The sequence below is a fragment of the Pseudomonas kribbensis genome (genome assembly GCF_003352185.1).
GTDB lineage: Bacteria > Pseudomonadota > Gammaproteobacteria > Pseudomonadales > Pseudomonadaceae > Aquipseudomonas > Aquipseudomonas kribbensis.
Genome location: NZ_CP029608.1, coordinates 5,142,470 through 5,159,573 on the forward strand (window position 1 = coordinate 5,142,470; position 17,104 = coordinate 5,159,573).

At 59.6% G+C, this 17,104-nt stretch carries 20 protein-coding genes and 1 tRNA gene; 4 read left to right on the forward strand and 17 right to left on the reverse strand.

All coding sequences use genetic code 11. From position 1 onward, the window contains the following. Positions 1-10: 10 nt before the first annotated feature. From ndk to trmJ, 11 genes are all read right to left on the reverse strand, one after another. Positions 11-436, reverse strand: a complete 426-nt coding sequence (gene ndk, locus DLD99_RS23385) for a nucleoside-diphosphate kinase (protein ID WP_003227894.1) — start codon at positions 434-436, stop codon at positions 11-13. Between the two features lie 88 nt (positions 437-524). Continuing rightward, entirely contained in the window at positions 525-725 is a 201-nt protein-coding gene (iscX, locus tag DLD99_RS23390; RefSeq protein ID WP_085709399.1) for a Fe-S cluster assembly protein IscX, read from the reverse strand. Positions 726-739: 14 nt separating this feature from the next. Next, complete coding sequence (gene fdx, locus DLD99_RS23395) at positions 740-1,081, reverse strand: ISC system 2Fe-2S type ferredoxin (RefSeq protein ID WP_041071821.1); 342 nt, start codon at positions 1,079-1,081, stop codon at positions 740-742. Beyond that, entirely contained in the window at positions 1,081-2,946 is a 1,866-nt protein-coding gene (gene hscA, locus DLD99_RS23400; RefSeq protein ID WP_114885356.1) for a Fe-S protein assembly chaperone HscA, read from the reverse strand. Before hscA ends, fdx begins: the two co-directional genes overlap by 1 nt. 51 nt (positions 2,947-2,997) lie before the next feature. After that, positions 2,998-3,519, reverse strand: a complete 522-nt coding sequence (gene hscB, locus DLD99_RS23405; RefSeq protein WP_114885358.1) for a co-chaperone HscB — start codon at positions 3,517-3,519, stop codon at positions 2,998-3,000. 8 nt (positions 3,520-3,527) lie between these two features. Beyond that, complete coding sequence (gene iscA / locus DLD99_RS23410; protein ID WP_003227904.1) at positions 3,528-3,851, reverse strand: iron-sulfur cluster assembly protein IscA; 324 nt, start codon at positions 3,849-3,851, stop codon at positions 3,528-3,530. A gap of 28 nt (positions 3,852-3,879) precedes the next feature. Beyond that, positions 3,880-4,266: a Fe-S cluster assembly scaffold IscU gene (gene iscU / locus DLD99_RS23415; protein ID WP_064589074.1), complete on the reverse strand. Its 387-nt coding sequence runs from the start codon at positions 4,264-4,266 to the stop codon at positions 3,880-3,882. A 101-nt stretch (positions 4,267-4,367) separates the two neighbouring features. Then, positions 4,368-5,582 carry an IscS subfamily cysteine desulfurase gene (locus DLD99_RS23420; RefSeq protein ID WP_085709396.1) on the reverse strand — a complete coding sequence of 405 codons (1,215 nt, stop codon included), beginning with the start codon at positions 5,580-5,582 and terminating at the stop codon, positions 4,368-4,370. A 50-nt stretch (positions 5,583-5,632) separates the two neighbouring features. After that, complete coding sequence (gene iscR / locus DLD99_RS23425; protein ID WP_007956690.1) at positions 5,633-6,124, reverse strand: Fe-S cluster assembly transcriptional regulator IscR; 492 nt, start codon at positions 6,122-6,124, stop codon at positions 5,633-5,635. 168 nt (positions 6,125-6,292) lie between these two features. Then, the gene (cysE, locus tag DLD99_RS23430) at positions 6,293-7,069 is read right to left on the reverse strand and encodes a serine O-acetyltransferase (protein WP_085709395.1); all 777 of its coding nucleotides are present in this window, start codon (positions 7,067-7,069) and stop codon (positions 6,293-6,295) included. 2 nt (positions 7,070-7,071) lie between these two features. Continuing rightward, positions 7,072-7,842 carry a tRNA (cytosine(32)/uridine(32)-2'-O)-methyltransferase TrmJ gene (gene trmJ / locus DLD99_RS23435; protein ID WP_114885360.1) on the reverse strand — a complete coding sequence of 257 codons (771 nt, stop codon included), beginning with the start codon at positions 7,840-7,842 and terminating at the stop codon, positions 7,072-7,074. A 145-nt stretch (positions 7,843-7,987) separates the two neighbouring features. On the opposite strand from trmJ, the gene suhB reads away from it, so the two are divergent. Beyond that, the gene (suhB, locus tag DLD99_RS23440) at positions 7,988-8,806 is read left to right on the forward strand and encodes a type III secretion system regulator SuhB (RefSeq protein WP_085709393.1); all 819 of its coding nucleotides are present in this window, start codon (positions 7,988-7,990) and stop codon (positions 8,804-8,806) included. A gap of 115 nt (positions 8,807-8,921) precedes the next feature. Here suhB and DLD99_RS23445 read toward each other — a convergent pair whose 3' ends face one another. From DLD99_RS23445 to queA, 6 genes are all read right to left on the reverse strand, one after another. Beyond that, positions 8,922-9,470: a glycine zipper 2TM domain-containing protein gene (locus tag DLD99_RS23445; protein WP_085709392.1), complete on the reverse strand. Its 549-nt coding sequence runs from the start codon at positions 9,468-9,470 to the stop codon at positions 8,922-8,924. Between the two features lie 121 nt (positions 9,471-9,591). After that, a complete protein-coding gene (secF, locus tag DLD99_RS23450) occupies positions 9,592-10,506 on the reverse strand; it encodes a protein translocase subunit SecF (protein WP_085709391.1) in 915 nt (304 codons plus the stop codon). Positions 10,507-10,515: 9 nt separating this feature from the next. Next, positions 10,516-12,384 carry a protein translocase subunit SecD gene (secD, locus tag DLD99_RS23455; RefSeq protein ID WP_114885362.1) on the reverse strand — a complete coding sequence of 623 codons (1,869 nt, stop codon included), beginning with the start codon at positions 12,382-12,384 and terminating at the stop codon, positions 10,516-10,518. 64 nt (positions 12,385-12,448) lie between these two features. Further along, positions 12,449-12,784 (reverse strand): preprotein translocase subunit YajC, encoded by a 336-nt coding sequence (yajC, locus tag DLD99_RS23460; protein ID WP_065257675.1) that lies wholly within the window; start codon positions 12,782-12,784, stop codon positions 12,449-12,451. A 42-nt stretch (positions 12,785-12,826) separates the two neighbouring features. Continuing rightward, complete coding sequence (gene tgt / locus DLD99_RS23465; protein ID WP_162803510.1) at positions 12,827-13,942, reverse strand: tRNA guanosine(34) transglycosylase Tgt; 1,116 nt, start codon at positions 13,940-13,942, stop codon at positions 12,827-12,829. A gap of 14 nt (positions 13,943-13,956) precedes the next feature. Beyond that, positions 13,957-15,021: a tRNA preQ1(34) S-adenosylmethionine ribosyltransferase-isomerase QueA gene (queA, locus tag DLD99_RS23470; protein WP_114885363.1), complete on the reverse strand. Its 1,065-nt coding sequence runs from the start codon at positions 15,019-15,021 to the stop codon at positions 13,957-13,959. A gap of 108 nt (positions 15,022-15,129) precedes the next feature. Here queA and DLD99_RS23475 point away from each other — a divergent pair. From DLD99_RS23475 to DLD99_RS23485, 3 genes are all read left to right on the forward strand, one after another. Continuing rightward, positions 15,130-15,214, forward strand: a tRNA-Leu gene (locus DLD99_RS23475). Between the two features lie 93 nt (positions 15,215-15,307). Further along, on the forward strand, positions 15,308-15,637 hold the full coding sequence (locus DLD99_RS23480; RefSeq protein ID WP_114885365.1) for a hypothetical protein: 330 nt from the start codon (positions 15,308-15,310) through the stop codon (positions 15,635-15,637). 158 nt (positions 15,638-15,795) lie between these two features. Continuing rightward, on the forward strand, positions 15,796-16,974 hold the full coding sequence (locus DLD99_RS23485; protein WP_114885367.1) for a hypothetical protein: 1,179 nt from the start codon (positions 15,796-15,798) through the stop codon (positions 16,972-16,974). Positions 16,975-17,104: the final 130 nt, after the last annotated feature.

The window sequence follows — 17,104 nt, forward strand, 5'->3', positions numbered from 1 at the left end:
AAGCCAATGCTTAGCGAGTGGTTACTTCAGTAGCTGCGAAGAAGTACGAGATTTCGCGAGCGGCAGCGGCTTCGGAGTCCGAACCGTGAACGGCGTTGGCGTCGATCGATTCAGCGAAGTCAGCACGGATGGTGCCGGCAGCAGCTTCTTTAGGGTTGGTAGCGCCCATCAGCTCACGGTTGCGAGCGATGGCGTTTTCGCCTTCCAGAACCTGAACAACAACCGGACCGGAAATCATGAAAGCAACCAGGTCACCGAAGAAACCGCGCTCTTTGTGCTCAGCGTAGAAGCCTTCAGCTTCGGCTTTGGACAGTTGCTTCATTTTCGAAGCGACCACTTTCAGACCAGCCTTTTCGAAACGGGTAACGATTTCGCCGGCAGCGCCTTTTGCAACGGCGTCAGGCTTGATGATGGAGAAAGTACGTTGAACAGCCATGGTGTAACTCCAGAAACGGTAATTTGCGAAAAATTAAACCCGCGAATTATACGCGGGTTCTTGGGTATTGCCTAACCTGCAAGGATGATCAGTCTATTTCATCATTCCAGAGCTGCTGAACCGCTTCCAACACCTTCTCGCCGACCCGGCCAGAGTTAGCGTCGAAGTCAGGCAGCTCCTTGATCCACTGCTGCAACTCGACGAAATTGACAGAATACGGATCTACACCCGGCTTGGCCTCAGCCAATTCTTCTGCAATACGTTGAACATCATTCCAACCGTAGCTCATGACAGTCTTACCAGTCAGTGCGGCGCTTCGGCCGCATGGTTAAGCGAATATTTCGGAATCTCGACGGTGAGGTCTTCCTCGCCGACGATGGCCTGACAGGCCAGACGCGACTGCGCCTCCAGACCCCAGGCACGATCGAGGAAATCTTCCTCCAACTCGTCAGCTTCTTCCAGCGAGTCGAAACCCTCGCGGATGATGCAGTGACAGGTGGTGCAGGCGCAGACGCCGCCGCAGGCGCTTTCCATCTCGATGTGGTGTTCGTGGGCCAGCTCGAGAATCGATGTGCCGGGCTCAGCCTCGACCACCATGCCTTCAGGGCAGAACTTCTCGTGGGGCAGAAAAATGACCTGCGGCATCAGATATCCTCGATTTCATTCAGGTTGCGCCCCGACAGAGCGGCTTTCACCGTCTGATCCATACGACGGGCAGCAAAAGCATCGGTCACTTGCGACAGACGCTTGGTCTGCTGCTCGATGGCGTAACCATCGGTACCTTTCATCAGTTCGGTCAGTTCCTGCACCTGCAAATCGATGACCATGCGCTCTTCGGCGTCGAGCAAACGCTCGCCATCCGCCTCCAGAGCGCCCTGCACCGCTTCGATCAGGCGCTGGGCATCGACTTGCTGCTCCCGCAGGACGCGAGCGACCTTGTCGTCATTGGCGTGCTGGAACGAATCCTTGAGCATCTTGGCGATTTCACCGTCGGTCAGACCGTAGGACGGCTTGACCTGGATGCTCGCTTCAACGCCCGAACCCAGTTCACGGGCAGAGACGCTGAGCAGACCATCGGCATCGACCTGGAAGGTCACGCGAATCTTGGCTGCACCGGCGACCATTGCCGGAATGCCGCGCAATTCGAAGCGCGCCAGGGAGCGGCAGTCGCTGATCAGCTCGCGCTCGCCCTGCAACACATGGATCGCCATGGCCGACTGGCCGTCTTTATAAGTGGTGAAGTCCTGGGCGCGGGCAACAGGAATCGTGGTGTTGCGCGGAATCACCTTCTCCATCAGGCCGCCCATGGTTTCCAGCCCCAGGGACAGCGGAATCACGTCGAGCAGCAGCAGTTCGCCACCATCGCGCTTGTTGCCGGCCAGTGTATCGGCCTGGATCGCGGCACCGATGGCCACCACCTGATCCGGGTCGATTTCGGTCAGCGGCTGACGGCCGAAGGCTTCGGCGACAGCTTCGCGAACACGTGGAACGCGGGTCGAACCACCCACCATGACCACGGCATGCACGTCTTCCAGCTCGACACCGGAGTCGCGAACGGCACGGCGGCAGGCTTTCAGGCTGCGGGCAACCATCGGCTCGATCAGTGCGTCGAAGGCTTCGCGGGTCAGCTGTGCTTTCCAGTCACCATAAGCAACTTCAACACTGTCGGCATTCGTCAGGGCTTCTTTGGCCGCGCAGGCGGTTTGCAGCAGATTGCGCTGCGCACCCGGATCGAGATCGGCGGATAGGCCCGCGCTCTCGATGATCCAGCCGGCAATCGCGTGATCAAAGTCATCGCCACCCAGCGCGCTGTCGCCGCCAGTTGCCAGAACTTCGAAGACACCGCCGGTCAGGCGCAGAATCGAAATATCAAAAGTACCGCCGCCCAGGTCATAAATGGCGACCAGGCCTTCGGCATGCTGATCCAGACCATAAGCCACCGCAGCGGCGGTCGGCTCGTTGAGCAGGCGCAGTACGTTCAGACCGGCGAGTTTTGCCGCATCCTTCGTAGCCTGGCGCTGAGCGTCGTCGAAATAGGCAGGAACGGTAATCACCGCGCCGACCAGTTCACCGCCAAGGGTTGCCTCGGCGCGCTGACGCAACACCTTGAGGATATCGGCGGACACTTCGACCGGGCTTTTCGGGCCCTGCACGGTGTCGATGAACGGCATGTGCGATTCGCCGCCAACAAAGCGGTACGGCAGCTGATCGCCCAGTTGCTTGACGTCGGACAGACCACGACCCATCAGGCGTTTGACCGACAACACGGTATTCAGGGGATCGGAGGATGCGGCCAGTTTGGCCGACTCGCCGACTTCGACGCGATCGGCGTGATAACGCACGGCGGAAGGCAGGATGACCCGCCCTTCGGCATCGGCCAGCGGCTCGGAAAGACCACTGCGCAACGCAGCGACCAGCGAATTGGTAGTGCCCAAGTCGATCCCCACAGCCAGACGACGCTGGTGCGGTTGAGGACTTTGGCCGGGTTCGGCGATCTGCAGTAGGGCCATCGTGATCAGGACTTATCTGTATATCAGGCGTGCGACCGGAGCGGCACTGGGTTAATCGTCGAGGCGCTCTTCTAACTGGCGCACTTCGTAGGTGAGCTTGTCGAGGAACTGCATGCGCCGCATCAGGCGTTCGGCCTGTTCACGTTGCGCTGCATCATCCCAACAGGCTGCGAAGCTTTCGTTCAGCTGCTCCTGGGCGACTTTCAGGCGACGCTTGAAGGTCGCGACACCCGCCAGGTCGGCACTGTCCTGCAGATCTTCGAGCTCTTCGCGCCATTGCATCTGCTGCAGAAGAAACTCGGGATCGTGGACCGTGACTTCCATCGGCACTTCATGACCGCTGATCGTCAGCAGGTAACGTGCACGCTGGGCCGGGCTCTTGAGCGTCTGATAGGCATCGTTGAGCCGAGCGGACTGCTCGAGCGCCGAGCGCTGCTCACGCTCGGAAGCGTCGGCAAAACGATCCGGATGAACGCCGCGCGCCAGCTCGCGATAGCGCGTGGCCAGTTGCTCGAGATCCAGACGAAAGCCCGGTTGCAGCTCGAATAAAGCGAAATGACAAGGAGTTCCCACGACCAGCCTCAGATGTTGAAGCTTTCGCCGCAGCCACACTCACCGCGCACGTTGGGATTGTTGAACTTGAAGCCTTCGTTCAACCCTTCCTTGACGAAATCGAGCTCGGTGCCGTCGAGGTAAGCCAGGCTCTTGGGGTCGATAATCACTTTTTCGCCGTGACTCTCGAACACCTGATCTTCTGCAACTACCTCGTCGACAAACTCCAGCACGTAGGCAAGGCCGGAACAGCCCGTGGTGCGAACACCCAGACGAATCCCTTCACCCTTGCCGCGCCCGTCGAGGGAGCGTCGCACGTGTCGAGCAGCCGCTTCTGTCATGCTGATAGCCATCGTTGACTCCTTACTCGTCGCCCAATGCTTAGATCAAGCCTTTCTTCTGCTTGTAGTCGCGAACGGCCGCCTTGATGGCGTCCTCAGCGAGTACCGAGCAGTGGATTTTCACTGGCGGCAGGGCCAGTTCTTCGGCCAGTTGGGTGTTCTTGATGGTTTCCGCTTCATCCAGGGTCTTGCCCTTCATCCACTCGGTGGCGAGGGAGCTGGAAGCGATAGCCGAACCGCAACCGTAGGTCTTGAACTTGGCGTCTTCGATAACGCCCTGGTCGTTGACCTTGATCTGCAGACGCATCACGTCGCCGCACGCCGGAGCGCCGACCATGCCGGTGCCGACATCTGGATCTTCCGCGTCCATCTTGCCGACGTTACGCGGGTTTTCGTAGTGGTCGATGACCTTTTCGCTGTAAGCCATGATTCTCAATCCTCACTCATCAGGGCCGCTCTTGAGACCCTGCAACTGCGCTGCGCAAACCGCCGCGTCGCTACAGGATCCGTATCCGGCGGCTTCTATGTTTAGTGTGCCGCCCACTCGATCTTCGAGATATCGACGCCGTCTTTGTACATGTCCCACAGCGGCGACAGAGCGCGCAGCTTGGTAACGGCCTCGCAGACTTTCTGCGCGGCGTAATCGATTTCTTCTTCGGTGGTGAAACGGCCGAAGGTGAAGCGGATCGAGCTGTGCGCCAGTTCGTCGTTGCGGCCCAGGGCGCGCAGCACGTACGAAGGCTCCAGGGAGGCCGAGGTGCAAGCCGAACCGGACGAAACCGCCAGATCCTTGAGCGCCATGATCAGCGACTCGCCTTCAACGTAGTTGAAGCTCAGGTTCAGGTTGTGCGGAACGCGGGCAGTCAGGCTGCCGTTGACGTACAGCTCTTCCAGATGCTCGACCTGCTTGTAGAAGCGGTCGCTCAACGCTTTGATGCGCACGTTTTCGGCAGCCATGTCTTCCTTGGCTACACGGAACGCTTCGCCCATGCCGACGATCTGGTGGGTCGCCAGGGTGCCGGAACGCATGCCACGCTCGTGACCGCCGCCGTGCATGGTCGCTTCGATGCGCACACGCGGCTTGCGGCTGACGTACAGCGCGCCGATGCCTTTAGGACCGTAGGTCTTGTGGGCAGAGAACGACATCATGTCGACTTTCAGCTTCTGCAGGTCGATTTCGACCTTGCCGGTGGACTGAGCGGCGTCGACGTGGAACAGAATGCCTTTCGAACGGGTCAGCTCGCCGATGGCGGCGATGTCGTTGACCGTGCCGATTTCGTTGTTCACGTGCATCACCGACACCAGGATGGTGTCTTCGCGCAGCGCGGCTTCGATCATGGCCGGTGTGATCAGACCGTCTTCGGTCGGCTCGAGGTAGGTCACTTCGAAACCTTCGCGCTCCAGTTGGCGCATGGTGTCGAGGACAGCCTTGTGCTCGATCTTGGAGGTGATCAGGTGCTTGCCCTTGGAGGCGTAGAAATGTGCCGCACCCTTGATTGCCAGGTTGTCGGACTCGGTGGCACCGGAGGTCCAGACGATTTCGCGCGGGTCGGCGTTGACCAGATCGGCCACCTGACGACGAGCGTTTTCGACGGACTCTTCGGCCTTCCAGCCGAACACGTGGGAACGGGACGCCGGGTTACCGAAGTTTCCGTCGACCAGCAGGCATTCACTCATCTTTTGCGCAACGCGCGGATCGACCGGGGTGGTCGCAGAGTAATCAAGGTAAATCGGCAATTTCATGGACTATCTCCTAAATCAGGCTGGCTGGCGTGCCGCTAGCTCTCTGGCTGTCATTCGACGGCGGACGCTTCAATCTTGTCCAGGCGCGGCGCCTTGCCATTGCAACGACGCTGATCCTGACGCTGGGCCACTTCCTGCACCTCACGGCGAGTTACGAGGTCGGCCAAGCTGATACCGCTGAGAAATTCGTGAATCTGCAGGCTCAGGTCGCACCACAGGTGATGGGTCAGGCAGGTGTCGCCGGAATGGCAATCGCCCTGGCCCTGGCATTTTGTTGCATCGACCGATTCGTTCACCGCATCGATCACCTGGGCAACCTGGATGCCCTGCATGTCGCGGGACAACTGATAGCCACCGCCCGGACCGCGAACACTGGAAACCAGGTTGCTGCGGCGCAGCTTGGCGAAAAGCTGTTCGAGATAGGACAGGGAGATGCCTTGGCGCTCGGAGATATCGGCCAGGGACACGGGCCCGTGCTGCGCGTGCAACGCCAGATCAAGCATGGCGGTCACGGCGTATCGGCCTTTTGTAGTCAGTCGCATGGACAATTACCACGGAGTTCGGAATGGGCGGGAGTATGCAATTCCCGAGCATTTAAGTCAACTATAAGACCTAGTGCTTTAGTCGGGTTTACCCGCAAAAGAGCGCGCGAATGATAGCAGGGTCTGCGGCTTAATGGCACACCGGCCGGCAGCAGCCCTGCAAGAGCGTCAATGCGTCGTGGATTCGTCCTTGCCCTTGACGCAGGCGAAGTCTTCTTCGCGCAGCTCAGGCAGATCTTTCGCACAATAATTGCTGCCCAGATCCTTCAGCGCCCCACACATCCCTTCCAGACGACCATCCACCGCCTGCAGATGATCGAGCAACTGGCCAATGGCACGCGCCACCGGGTCCGGCATGTCACCGCTCACGCCATAGGCATCGAAACCGATCTTCTCGGCCATCGCTTTGCGCTTGGCATCGGCTTCATCATCGGATTTGACGATGATCCGCCCCGGAATGCCCACCACCGTGGCGCCCGGCGGCACCTCTTTGGTCACCACGGCATTGGAGCCGACCTTGGCGCCAGCGCCGACCGTGAACGGACCCAGCACCTTCGCGCCGGCCCCCACTACCACTCCATCACCCAGTGTCGGGTGACGCTTCCCCTTGTTCCAGCTGGTGCCGCCAAGGGTCACGCCTTGATAGATGGTGACGTCATCGCCGATTTCAGCGGTTTCGCCAATGACGATGCCCATGCCATGGTCGATAAAAAAACGTCGACCAACCTTGGCGCCCGGATGAATCTCGATTCCGGTCAGCCAGCGACCGAAGTTCGACACCAGCCGCGCCAGCCATTTCAGATCGTTGCGCCAGAGCATGCCGGCCAGCCGATGAATCCAGATTGCATGCATGCCGGGGTAGCAGGTCAGAACTTCAAAAGCGTTACGCGCCGCCGGGTCTCGGTGGAATACGCTCTGGATATCTTCACGCAAACGCTCGAACATCATTAATCCTTCCGCTTAAGGAGCTCGCCACGGGCCGCTTTCTGGGTTTCCGTGAGGATGCCACGCAAAATATTCATTTCCGCCCGGCTGACCGAGCTGCGTCCGTACAACCGGCGCAGGCGCGCCATCAAGTGCCGAGGCTTTTCCGGATCGAGGAATTCGATGGCCACCAGGGTCTGCTCCAGGTGCTCATAGAATCGCTCCAGCTCATCCATGGTCGCCAGCTCGGCGCTTTTCACGGAGGCCACTTCTTCCTTCTCGATCTTGGTCGGCTGGCCTTGTGCGGCCAGCCAGGCCATGCGCACTTCATAGCTCAACACCTGCACCGCCGCCCCGAGATTCAGCGAGCTGAATTCAGGATCGGAGGGGATGTGCACGTGAAAGTGACATCGTTGCAGCTCGTCGTTGGTCAGGCCGGAGTCTTCACGCCCGAACACCAGCGCGATTTCCGCGCCCTGCCCGGCCTCCTCGACCACTTTGGTCCCGCATTCGCGCGGATCCAGCAGCGGCCAGGGAATGCGCCGGTCGCGAGCACTGGTGCCGAGCACCAGATTGCAGCCGACCAAGGCCTCTTCCAAGGTGGCGACGACTTGCGCGTTTTCAAGGATGTCACCGGCACCCGAGGCACGAGCATCGGCTTCGTGATGCGGAAAGACTCGCGGATCGACCAGCACCAGCCGCGACAAACCCATGTTTTTCATGGCGCGCGCGGTCCCGCCGATATTTCCCGGGTGGCTGGTATTGACCAGGACGACACGAATGTTTTGCAGCACGGCGGGCGCTCTCGGACTGGGGAAAGGGGTGCAAATCTTACAGAACAGCCTACCGTTAAGCTATGAAAGCGAACAGCGACCTTCACCTGAAGAAAAGTTCTGATAGAATGCGCGGCTTTCTTTAACAACCTTAGGTGACACATCCATGCAGCCCATGCTGAATATCGCGCTGCGCGCCGCCCGCAGCGCCAGTGAACTGATCTTCCGCTCCATCGAGCGCCTGGATACCATCAAGGTCGACGAAAAAGACGCCAAGGATTACGTATCCGAGGTCGATCGCGCCGCCGAACAGAAAATCATCGACGCCCTGCGCAAGGCTTACCCGAATCACTCGATCATGGGTGAAGAGACCGGCATGCACGCCGGCAGCGGCATCGAAGGCGAAGAATACCTGTGGATCATCGATCCGCTGGACGGCACCACCAACTTCCTGCGCGGCATTCCTCACTTCGCTGTCAGCATTGCCTGCAAATACCGTGGCCGCCTGGAACACGCCGTTGTTCTGGATCCGGTTCGCCAGGAAGAATTCACCGCCAGCCGTGGTCGCGGCGCTCAACTGAACGGTCGTCGCCTGCGCGTCAGCGGTCGCACCAGCCTGGACGGCGCCCTGCTCGGTACCGGTTTCCCGTTCCGTGACGACCAGATGGACAACCTCGACAACTACCTGGGCATGTTCCGCGCTCTGGTTGGCCAGACTGCCGGCATCCGCCGCGCCGGTTCGGCGAGCCTGGACCTGGCTTACGTTGCTGCCGGTCGTTTCGATGCGTTCTGGGAGTCAGGCCTGTCCGAGTGGGACATGGCGGCTGGCGCCCTGCTGATTCAGGAAGCCGGCGGTCTGGTGAGCGACTTCACCGGCGGTCACGACTTCCTTGAAAAAGGCCACGTCGTTGCCGGCAACACCAAATGCTTCAAGGCAGTTCTGACGGCGATCCAGCCGCACCTGCCGGCCTCGCTGAAGCGCTAAGCTTCTCGCGAAACCAGAAAAGCACCCTTCGGGGTGCTTTTTTTATGCCTGTCATCACGTTAATCCCGGGCACAAAAAAGCACCCCGAAGGGTGCTTCTTTTTTACTACAACCGCTTATTGCCCAGGCTGCGCCTGCGACAGGATCAGCTTGCCTTCCTTGTCGACCGGAATCTGGTTGCCCGGATCACGGTCCATCCGCACTTTGCCTTCCTTGCCGTCCAGCGAGTAGCGGACGTCATAGCCTACGACCTTGTCGCTGATGTCATTCACCGTATTACAGCGAGTCTGGGTGGTGGTGTAGGTATCGCGATTCTGCATGCCTTCCTGCACCTTGTTACCGGCGTAACCGCCACCGACCGCGCCAGCTACCGTGGCAATCTTCTTGCCGGTGCCGCCGCCGATCTGGTTACCCAGCAAACCACCTGCCACGGCACCGATGGCGGTACCGAGAATCTGGTGTTGATCCTTGACCGGCGCCTGCCGGGTCACAGCGACATCCTTGCATACTTCACGTGGCGTCTTGATCTGTGTCTTGACCGGTTCAACGGCCAGAACCTGCGCATACTCAGGGCCGCTTTTAACCAGGCTGTAGGTGGCAACAGCGCCCCCGGCAGTCACACCGACAGCACCCAGTACCGCACCAACCAGCAACGACTTGTTCACATGAACCTCCTGACCATCACATGCGGGACGCGCCCGCGCTTCTCCCAGCCTTGGAGCAATAAAAAAGGCGCGAGTTCAACTCGCGCCTTTTTTTGACTGACAACCGGGGAAGCGATGGCCGTTATGGACGGTCGTCGACTTCCTTCTCGGTATTGGCCGGCGGAATCAGGTCTTCCGAAGACAGGTTCAGCCAGATCAGCACCACGTTGGCGATGTAGATCGACGAGTAGGTACCCGCCAGAACACCGATGAACAGGGCGATGGAGAAACCAAACAGGTTGTCGCCACCGAAGAACAGCAGCGCCGCAATCGCCAGCAAAGTGGAGATCGAAGTCGCCATGGTGCGCAGCAGGGTCTGAGTGGTCGAGATGTTGATGTTCTCGATCAGCGAAGCCTTGCGCAGCACGCGGAAGTTCTCACGCACCCGGTCGAACACGACGATGGTGTCGTTCAGCGAGTAGCCGATGATCGCCAGTACCGCCGCCAGCACCGTCAGGTCGAAGGTGATCTGGAAGAACGACAGGATACCCACGGTCACGATCACGTCGTGAATCAGCGAAACGATGGCACCGACCGCGAATTTCCACTGAAAGCGGAAAGCCAGGTAGATCAGGATGCCGCCGAGCGCCAGCAGCATGCCGAGGCCGCCCTGGTCGCGCAGTTCTTCACCGACCTGCGGGCCGACGAACTCGACGCGCTTGACCGTCGCCGGGTTTTCACCGCCGACTTTCTGCAGCGCTTCCGCCACCTGATGGCCCAGCTGCGGGTCTTCACCCGGCATGCGCACCAGCAGGTCGGTAGTCGCACCGAAGTTCTGCACGACCGCTTCGTGATAACCAGCGGTAACCAGTTGCTCACGCACCTTGGTGACGTCGGCCGGACGCTCGTAGGTCAGCTCGATGAGCGTACCGCCGGTGAAGTCCAGGCCCCAGTTCATGCCCTTGTGGAACACGCTGAACAAGGCCAGCACGGTAAGGAACAATGTGACGCCGAACGCGAAGTTGCGAACGCCCATGAAGTTGATTGTACGTAACATGGCAGCCCCTTAAATCCACAACTTCTTGAAGTCACGACCGCCGAAGATCAGGTTGACCATCGCGCGGGTCACCATGATGGCCGTGAACATCGAGGTAAAGATCCCGAGGGACATGGTCACTGCGAAACCCTTCACCGGGCCGGTGCCCATGGCGAAGAGGATGCCGCCGACCAGCAAGGTGGTCAGGTTGGCGTCGAGAATCGCGGTGAATGCCCGGCCGAAGCCTTCGTTGATTGCACGCTGCACGGTCATGCCGGCGGCGATCTCTTCGCGGATCCGCGAGAAGATCAGCACGTTGGCGTCGACCGCCATACCCATGGTCAACACGATACCGGCGATACCCGGCAGGGTCAGGGTTGCACCCAGCAGCGACATCAGCGCCAGCAGCAGCACCATGTTCACCGCCAGCGCGACGGTGGCGATCAGGCCGAAGAAGCGGTAGATGGCGATGATGAACAGCGAGACGAACAGCATGCCCCACAGCGATGCATCGATACCCTTGGTGATGTTGTCCGCACCCAGGCTCGGGCCGATGGTACGTTCTTCAGCAAAGTACATCGGAGCCGCCAGTCCACCGGCACGCAGCAGCAGCGCCAGCTCGGAAGACTCGCCCTGGCCGTTCAGGCCGGTGATACGGAATTGCGCACCCAGCGGCGACTGAATGGTCGCCAGGCTGATGATCTTCTTCTCTTCCTTGAAGCTCTGCACCGGCACGTCTTTCTCGACGCCGTCGACCATCTGCTTGACGTAGGTGGTCACCGGACGCTGCTCGATGAAGATCACCGCCATGCTGCGACCGACGTTGCTGCGGGTCGCGCGGCTCATCAGTTCGCCACCGTGGCCATCCAGACGGATGTTCACTTCAGGTGTGCCGTGCTCGCCGAAACCGGCCTTGGCATCGGTCACCTGGTCACCGGTGATGATCAGACTGCGCTCGATCTGTGCCGGAGGACGCTTGCCTTCGCGGAACTCGAAAGTCTCGGAAGTGGCTTTCGATGCACCCGGCTCGGCGGCCAGACGGAACTCCAGGTTGGCGGTCTTGCCGAGGATACGCTTGGCTTCTGCAGTGTCCTGCACGCCCGGCAGCTCAACCACGATGCGGTTTGCGCCCTGACGCTGGACGATCGGTTCGGCAACACCCAGCTCGTTGACGCGGTTACGTACCGTGGTCAAGTTCTGCTTGATGGAGTATTCACGGATTTCCGCCAGCTTGGCCGGGGTCATCGCCAGACGCAGCACCGGTTGACCGTTGAGGTCGGCCGGAACAATGTCGAAATCGTTGAAATTCTTGCGGATCAGCGCACGGGCCTGTTCGCGGGAGTCAGCATCGCTGAAGCCCAGCTGAATGGCGCCATTGAGCTGCGGCAGGCTGCGATAGCGCAGTTTCTCTTTGCGCAGCAGGCTCTTGACGTCGCCTTCGTAGACTTTCAGGCGTGCGTCGAGGGCTTTGTCCATGTCCACTTCCAGCAGGAAGTGCACACCACCGGACAAGTCCAGACCCAGCTTCATCGGGTGCGCAGCCATGTTGCGCAGCCATTGCGGAGTGGTCTGTGCCAGGTTCAGCGCGACGACGTAGTCATCACCCAATGCCTTGCGCACAACGTCTTTGGCCGGCAACTGGTCTTCAGCCTTGGTCAGACGGATCAGACCGCCCTTGCCGTTGGCTGCCAGACTCGAAGCCTTGACGTTGATCCCGGACTCCTTGAGCGCGGTGCTCACGCGGTCCAGGTCGGCCTGGTTGACCTGCAGGGCCGTGCTGGCGCCGCTGATCTGGATGGCCGGGTCATCGGGGTATAGATTCGGAGCGGAATAAATCAGACCGATCGCCAGCACCGCCAGGATCAGAATGTATTTCCACAGAGGATATTTGTTCAGCATCACGCCGCCCGTTATGACGCGGGGCGCCTTGCGCGCCCCGTCGATTGAGTAGAAGTTGTTGCCCTTAGATCGCTTTCAGCGTGCCTTTTGGCAGCGTGGCGGCGATGGCGCCCTTCTGGAACTTCATTTCCACGGTGTCGGAAACTTCCAGAACCACGAAGTCATCGGCCACTTTGGTGATCTTGCCGGCGATGCCGCCGGTGGTGACCACTTCGTCGCCCTTCTGCAGGCTGTTCAGCAGGTTCTTCTGCTCTTTGGCGCGCTTGGCCTGTGGACGCCAGATCATCAGGTAGAAGATGACCAGGAAGCCGACCAGGAAAATCCACTCGAAGCCGCCGCCCATAGGCGCTGCAGCCGGTGCAGCCGCGTCAGCCATGGCGTTAGAGATAAAAAAGCTCATTTAGCACTCCAGTTGCAAATGTTGAATCTTGGGGTCAGAAACTCAGTCCAAAGGCGGAACGGGGAGCCCGCGTTTGGCGTAGAAGGCATCGACAAAGGCGGCCAATGTACCCTGTTGAATAGCCTCGCGCAAACCAGCCATCAGCACCTGATAATGGCGCAAGTTATGGATGGTATTGAGCATGCTTCCCAGCATTTCGCCGCACTTGTCCAGGTGATGCAGATAAGCGCGGGAGAAGTTCTGGCAGGTATAGCAATCGCAGGTCGGATCCAGCGGCGAATCATCATGGCGATGGAACGCGTTACGGATCTTCAGCACGCCTGTATCAATGAACAGATGCCCGTTGCGGGCATTACGGGTTGGCATCACGCAATCGAACATGTCCACACCGCGGCGCACACCCTCAACCAGATCTTCCGGTTTGCCAACGCCCATAAGGTAACGAGGTTTGTCAGCCGGCATCATGCCCGGCAGGTAATCGAGCACCTTGATCATTTCGTGCTTCGGTTCGCCCACCGACAGACCGCCGATGGCCAGGCCGTCGAAACCGATCTTGTCCAGGCCTTCCAGCGAACGCATGCGCAGGTCCTGGTGCATGCCACCCTGAACGATGCCGAACAGCGCCGCCGTGTTGTCGCCATGGGCATTCTTCGAACGCTGGGCCCAACGCAGCGACAGCTCCATGGACACGCGGGCGACGTCTTCGTCAGCCGGGTACGGGGTGCATTCGTCGAAGATCATCACGATGTCCGAGCCCAGGTCGCGCTGGACCTGCATCGACTCTTCCGGGCCCATGAACACTTTCGAACCGTCGACCGGAGAGGCGAAGGTCACACCCTCCTCCTTGATCTTGCGCATGGCGCCGAGGCTGAACACCTGAAAACCGCCGGAGTCGGTCAGGATCGGGCCTTTCCACTGCATGAAATCGTGCAGGTCGCCGTGGGCCTTGATCACTTCGGTGCCCGGGCGCAGCCACAGGTGGAAGGTGTTGCCCAGAATGATTTCCGCGCCAATCGCCTCGATATCCCGCGGCAACATGCCCTTGACCGTGCCGTAAGTACCCACCGGCATGAAGGCCGGGGTCTCGACGGTGCCACGGGGGAAGGTCAGGCGACCACGACGGGCCTTGCCATCGGTGGCCAGGAGTTCAAAGGACATGCGACATTCGCGACTCATTCTGTTTCCTCTGGGCCTGTCTGTTCAGGGGCAGTCGGTGCGGGATTACGGGTGATGAACATCGCATCACCGTAGCTGAAAAAGCGGTAACCGTTGTCCACGGCGGCCTTATAGGCGGCCATGGTTTCCGGGTAACCGGCAAACGCCGAAACCAGCATCAACAGCGTGGATTCGGGCAAATGGAAATTGGTCACCAGGGCATCGACCACATGGAACGGCCGGCCCGGGTAGATAAAGATGTCGGTATCACCGCTGAACGGCTTGAGCACGCCGTCGCGGGCAGCGCTTTCCAGCGAACGCACGCTGGTGGTGCCCACGGCAATCACCCGACCACCGCGTGCGCGGCAAGCGGCGACTGCGTCGACCACGTCCTGGCCGACTTCCAGCCATTCGCTGTGCATGTGATGGTCTTCGATTTTCTCGACGCGCACTGGCTGGAAGGTACCGGCGCCAACGTGCAGGGTGACGAACGCAGTCTCGACGCCCTTGGCGGCAATCGCTTCCATCAGCGTCTGGTCGAAATGCAGCCCGGCGGTCGGTGCAGCCACCGCGCCCAGCTTCTCGGCGTAAACGGTCTGATAACGCTCGCGATCCGAACCTTCGTCCGGGCGATCTATATAAGGAGGCAGCGGCATGTGCCCGACGCGGTCGAGCAACGGCAGCACTTCCTCGGAGAAACCCAGCTCGAACAGCGCGTCATGACGCGCCAGCATCTCGGCTTCGCCACCACCGTCGATGAGGATCTTCGAACCCGGTTTCGGCGACTTGCTGGAACGCACATGGGCCAGCACGCGGTGCGTATCGAGCACCCGCTCAATGAGGATTTCCAGCTTGCCGCCGGAGGCTTTCTGCCCGAACAGCCGCGCCGGAATCACCCGGGTATTGTTGAACACCATCAGATCGCCGGGGCGCAAATGCTCAAGCAGATCAGTAAATTGACGGTGTGCCAGGGCGCCGCTGACCCCATCCAGGGTCAACAGGCGACTACCGCGACGCTCGGCCAAAGGGTGGCGGGCGATCAGCGAATCAGGAAGCTCGAAGGTAAAGTCAGCAACGCGCATGATGGGGTTCGTCTAGCAGGGCCGGAAAGTCTAGCGGAAATATCGAAAATTGACCATGAAACGTGATTGACCAACGGTAGGCACCTCTCTATACTTCGCCGCCATTGAGCCCTGATGGCGGAATTGGTAGACGCGGCGGATTCAAAATCCGTTTTCGAAAGGAGTGGGAGTTCGAGTCTCCCTCGGGGCACCAAAATTAAGAAAGGTCTTGCTTAGCAAGGCCTTTTTTTTCGCCTGCCGGAAAGTGCCGCTGGCCCTCCGGCGAGATCTCACACAGGTTCACCCCATGGAAACGTCACTGGAAACAGTCGCCCTTTTCTCCCTGAAACTCGCTTACGAGGAAGAAGGCCTGAGCCCGATTTTGCGGGATGATCTGGTCATGGGCGACTATCAGAAAGACGTGTTCGAATTGCTGGTGCGCCGGGGTGATGTCGAGAGTATTCAATTCAAGATGAATGAGTGCCTGGGCCTGGCACTGGATGCACTGGGTGGTGTCGAGAAACCGCTGGGGCGCGAGTTGCAAAAGTTGTCGGCCGAACTCAGCCGGGCACAATCGATGGAGCAACTGAATCAGCCCCTCTCTGCGCTCAGGCGCTATCTGAAAGACGTTCTGTAAAAGCGTACCGGCGGCAAAGCCTGTCATCGCGGGAAAATCCAGATCCATTCAAATGCGATCCAGCAGTGGCGCAGCGCCATCTTTTTGTTATCTTGCCGCCCGCCGTCGGCGGATCTGCTGAGTGTGCTGGCACGAAATAACGAAAGGAAATGGATGGGATGGAGACATCGTTGATCGTGATGTTTTTGCTGGTCTGGGCAGGGATGTGGGCCTGGGTCGTCAAGAATCGTGGAACCTGGCCGGTATTTTTCGGCCACTTCGCCGGCGTGATCGCCGGGTTTATTGTGGCGCTTGTGGTCTACGTTACCGTCAACGGACTACTTCACGAAAAAACCACCCCTGCGGCATCCAGCGGCGCTCAGCCGCAAATCGCGAACGAAAGCCAGCTAAGGACCTTTGTCCCACGCAAGCCGGTCAGTCGCACATCCGCTCCGACGTCTCCGTTGCTGCCAACCGACAGCCCACGCTATCCACGGCTTTCTACACCGCTGCTTTCCGCCAATCTCGATCCACAGTGGAAAAGCCAATACGCGCAATGGCGAGCCAGCGCAGATATGGTCAACGGGGTCAACGGAAGTCTGGCGGGGCTGATCTGCCGGTCAGCGGCAAAATCCACGCTACGCATTCCGGATTCCGCCGCGTTCGACGAGACTGAGGAATTACGATCCGACGCCTACAAATCCCAGACCTACCTCCTCATCAGCAGGATCAGTGGCGAAAACATGGAAGGCACGATGGTCAGTCTCGGCTACGACTGCGCCGTGCAGTTCGTCTCGGGCAACGGGGTCAAGGATGACCAATGGCGGCTGCTGGAGTTGACCATGCAAGGCAAATCAGGCCCTGCGGTGTCTGCCAATACTTCGACCGGAGAAGCATTGCCCGAGTATGACGCCAGTGAGCCTGGCATCACGCCAGAACCGCTCAAGTCCGGCCTGGTGGAAAACTATCTGAATGAAATACCGACAACCCGCTCCGAGCTGGCGACAGTTCAAGGGATGACTGCACAACAGACCCTGGCTCATGCGCAGTTGCGAAGAGGGCTCATTGACGGGCCGGACGCCAACAAAAGACTGATCGCGTTCCAGATGTGCGAGCCGTTTATACGCAGCGCGCTGCGTCAGCCGGAACTGGCCTTGTTTGCCGACGACAAGGCTCTCTCGACCCAGCGTTACAAATATCAGATCTATACCAGCACAAGCCTGATGAAGATCCCGGACGCTGCGGGAAACTATCTGACCTATCGCTTCGGATGCACCCTGCAGGCCATGCCAACCATGAACGCAGGTTTTGACGACTGGAAGTTGCTGGATCTGCGCTTTGAACTGACCGGTAGCTGATCGGCTCGATGAGCAAGAGGCGTTACGCTGCTATTTTGCTGCCCGCTGCCGCTGCCGCTGAGGCTGGTGTCTGGTCCTGAAAAAGGATTACACCTGTTCAACCCGACGCCCGATGCAATGCATCGGGCGT

Bases quoted from the DNA above. Each gene is read 5' to 3' on its own strand.
- DLD99_RS23485 (WP_114885367.1), top strand. From the start codon at position 15,796: ATGGAGACATCGTTGATCGTGATGTTTTTGCTGGTCTGGGCAGGGATG.
- iscA (WP_003227904.1), bottom strand. From the start codon at position 3,851: ATGGCTATCAGCATGACAGAAGCGGCTGCTCGACACGTGCGACGCTCC.
- iscR (WP_007956690.1), bottom strand. From the start codon at position 6,124: ATGCGACTGACTACAAAAGGCCGATACGCCGTGACCGCCATGCTTGAT.
- yajC (WP_065257675.1), bottom strand. From the start codon at position 12,784: ATGAGCTTTTTTATCTCTAACGCCATGGCTGACGCGGCTGCACCGGCT.
- DLD99_RS23480 (WP_114885365.1), top strand. From the start codon at position 15,308: ATGGAAACGTCACTGGAAACAGTCGCCCTTTTCTCCCTGAAACTCGCT.
- secF (WP_085709391.1), bottom strand. From the start codon at position 10,506: ATGTTACGTACAATCAACTTCATGGGCGTTCGCAACTTCGCGTTCGGC.
- DLD99_RS23420 (WP_085709396.1), bottom strand. From the start codon at position 5,582: ATGAAATTGCCGATTTACCTTGATTACTCTGCGACCACCCCGGTCGAT.
- queA (WP_114885363.1), bottom strand. From the start codon at position 15,021: ATGCGCGTTGCTGACTTTACCTTCGAGCTTCCTGATTCGCTGATCGCC.
- tgt (WP_162803510.1), bottom strand. From the start codon at position 13,942: ATGTCCTTTGAACTCCTGGCCACCGATGGCAAGGCCCGTCGTGGTCGC.
- iscU (WP_064589074.1), bottom strand. From the start codon at position 4,266: ATGGCTTACAGCGAAAAGGTCATCGACCACTACGAAAACCCGCGTAAC.
- secD (WP_114885362.1), bottom strand. From the start codon at position 12,384: ATGCTGAACAAATATCCTCTGTGGAAATACATTCTGATCCTGGCGGTG.
- iscX (WP_085709399.1), bottom strand. From the start codon at position 725: ATGAGCTACGGTTGGAATGATGTTCAACGTATTGCAGAAGAATTGGCT.
- suhB (WP_085709393.1), top strand. From the start codon at position 7,988: ATGCAGCCCATGCTGAATATCGCGCTGCGCGCCGCCCGCAGCGCCAGT.
- fdx (WP_041071821.1), bottom strand. From the start codon at position 1,081: ATGCCGCAGGTCATTTTTCTGCCCCACGAGAAGTTCTGCCCTGAAGGC.
- cysE (WP_085709395.1), bottom strand. From the start codon at position 7,069: ATGTTCGAGCGTTTGCGTGAAGATATCCAGAGCGTATTCCACCGAGAC.
- hscA (WP_114885356.1), bottom strand. From the start codon at position 2,946: ATGGCCCTACTGCAGATCGCCGAACCCGGCCAAAGTCCTCAACCGCAC.
- ndk (WP_003227894.1), bottom strand. From the start codon at position 436: ATGGCTGTTCAACGTACTTTCTCCATCATCAAGCCTGACGCCGTTGCA.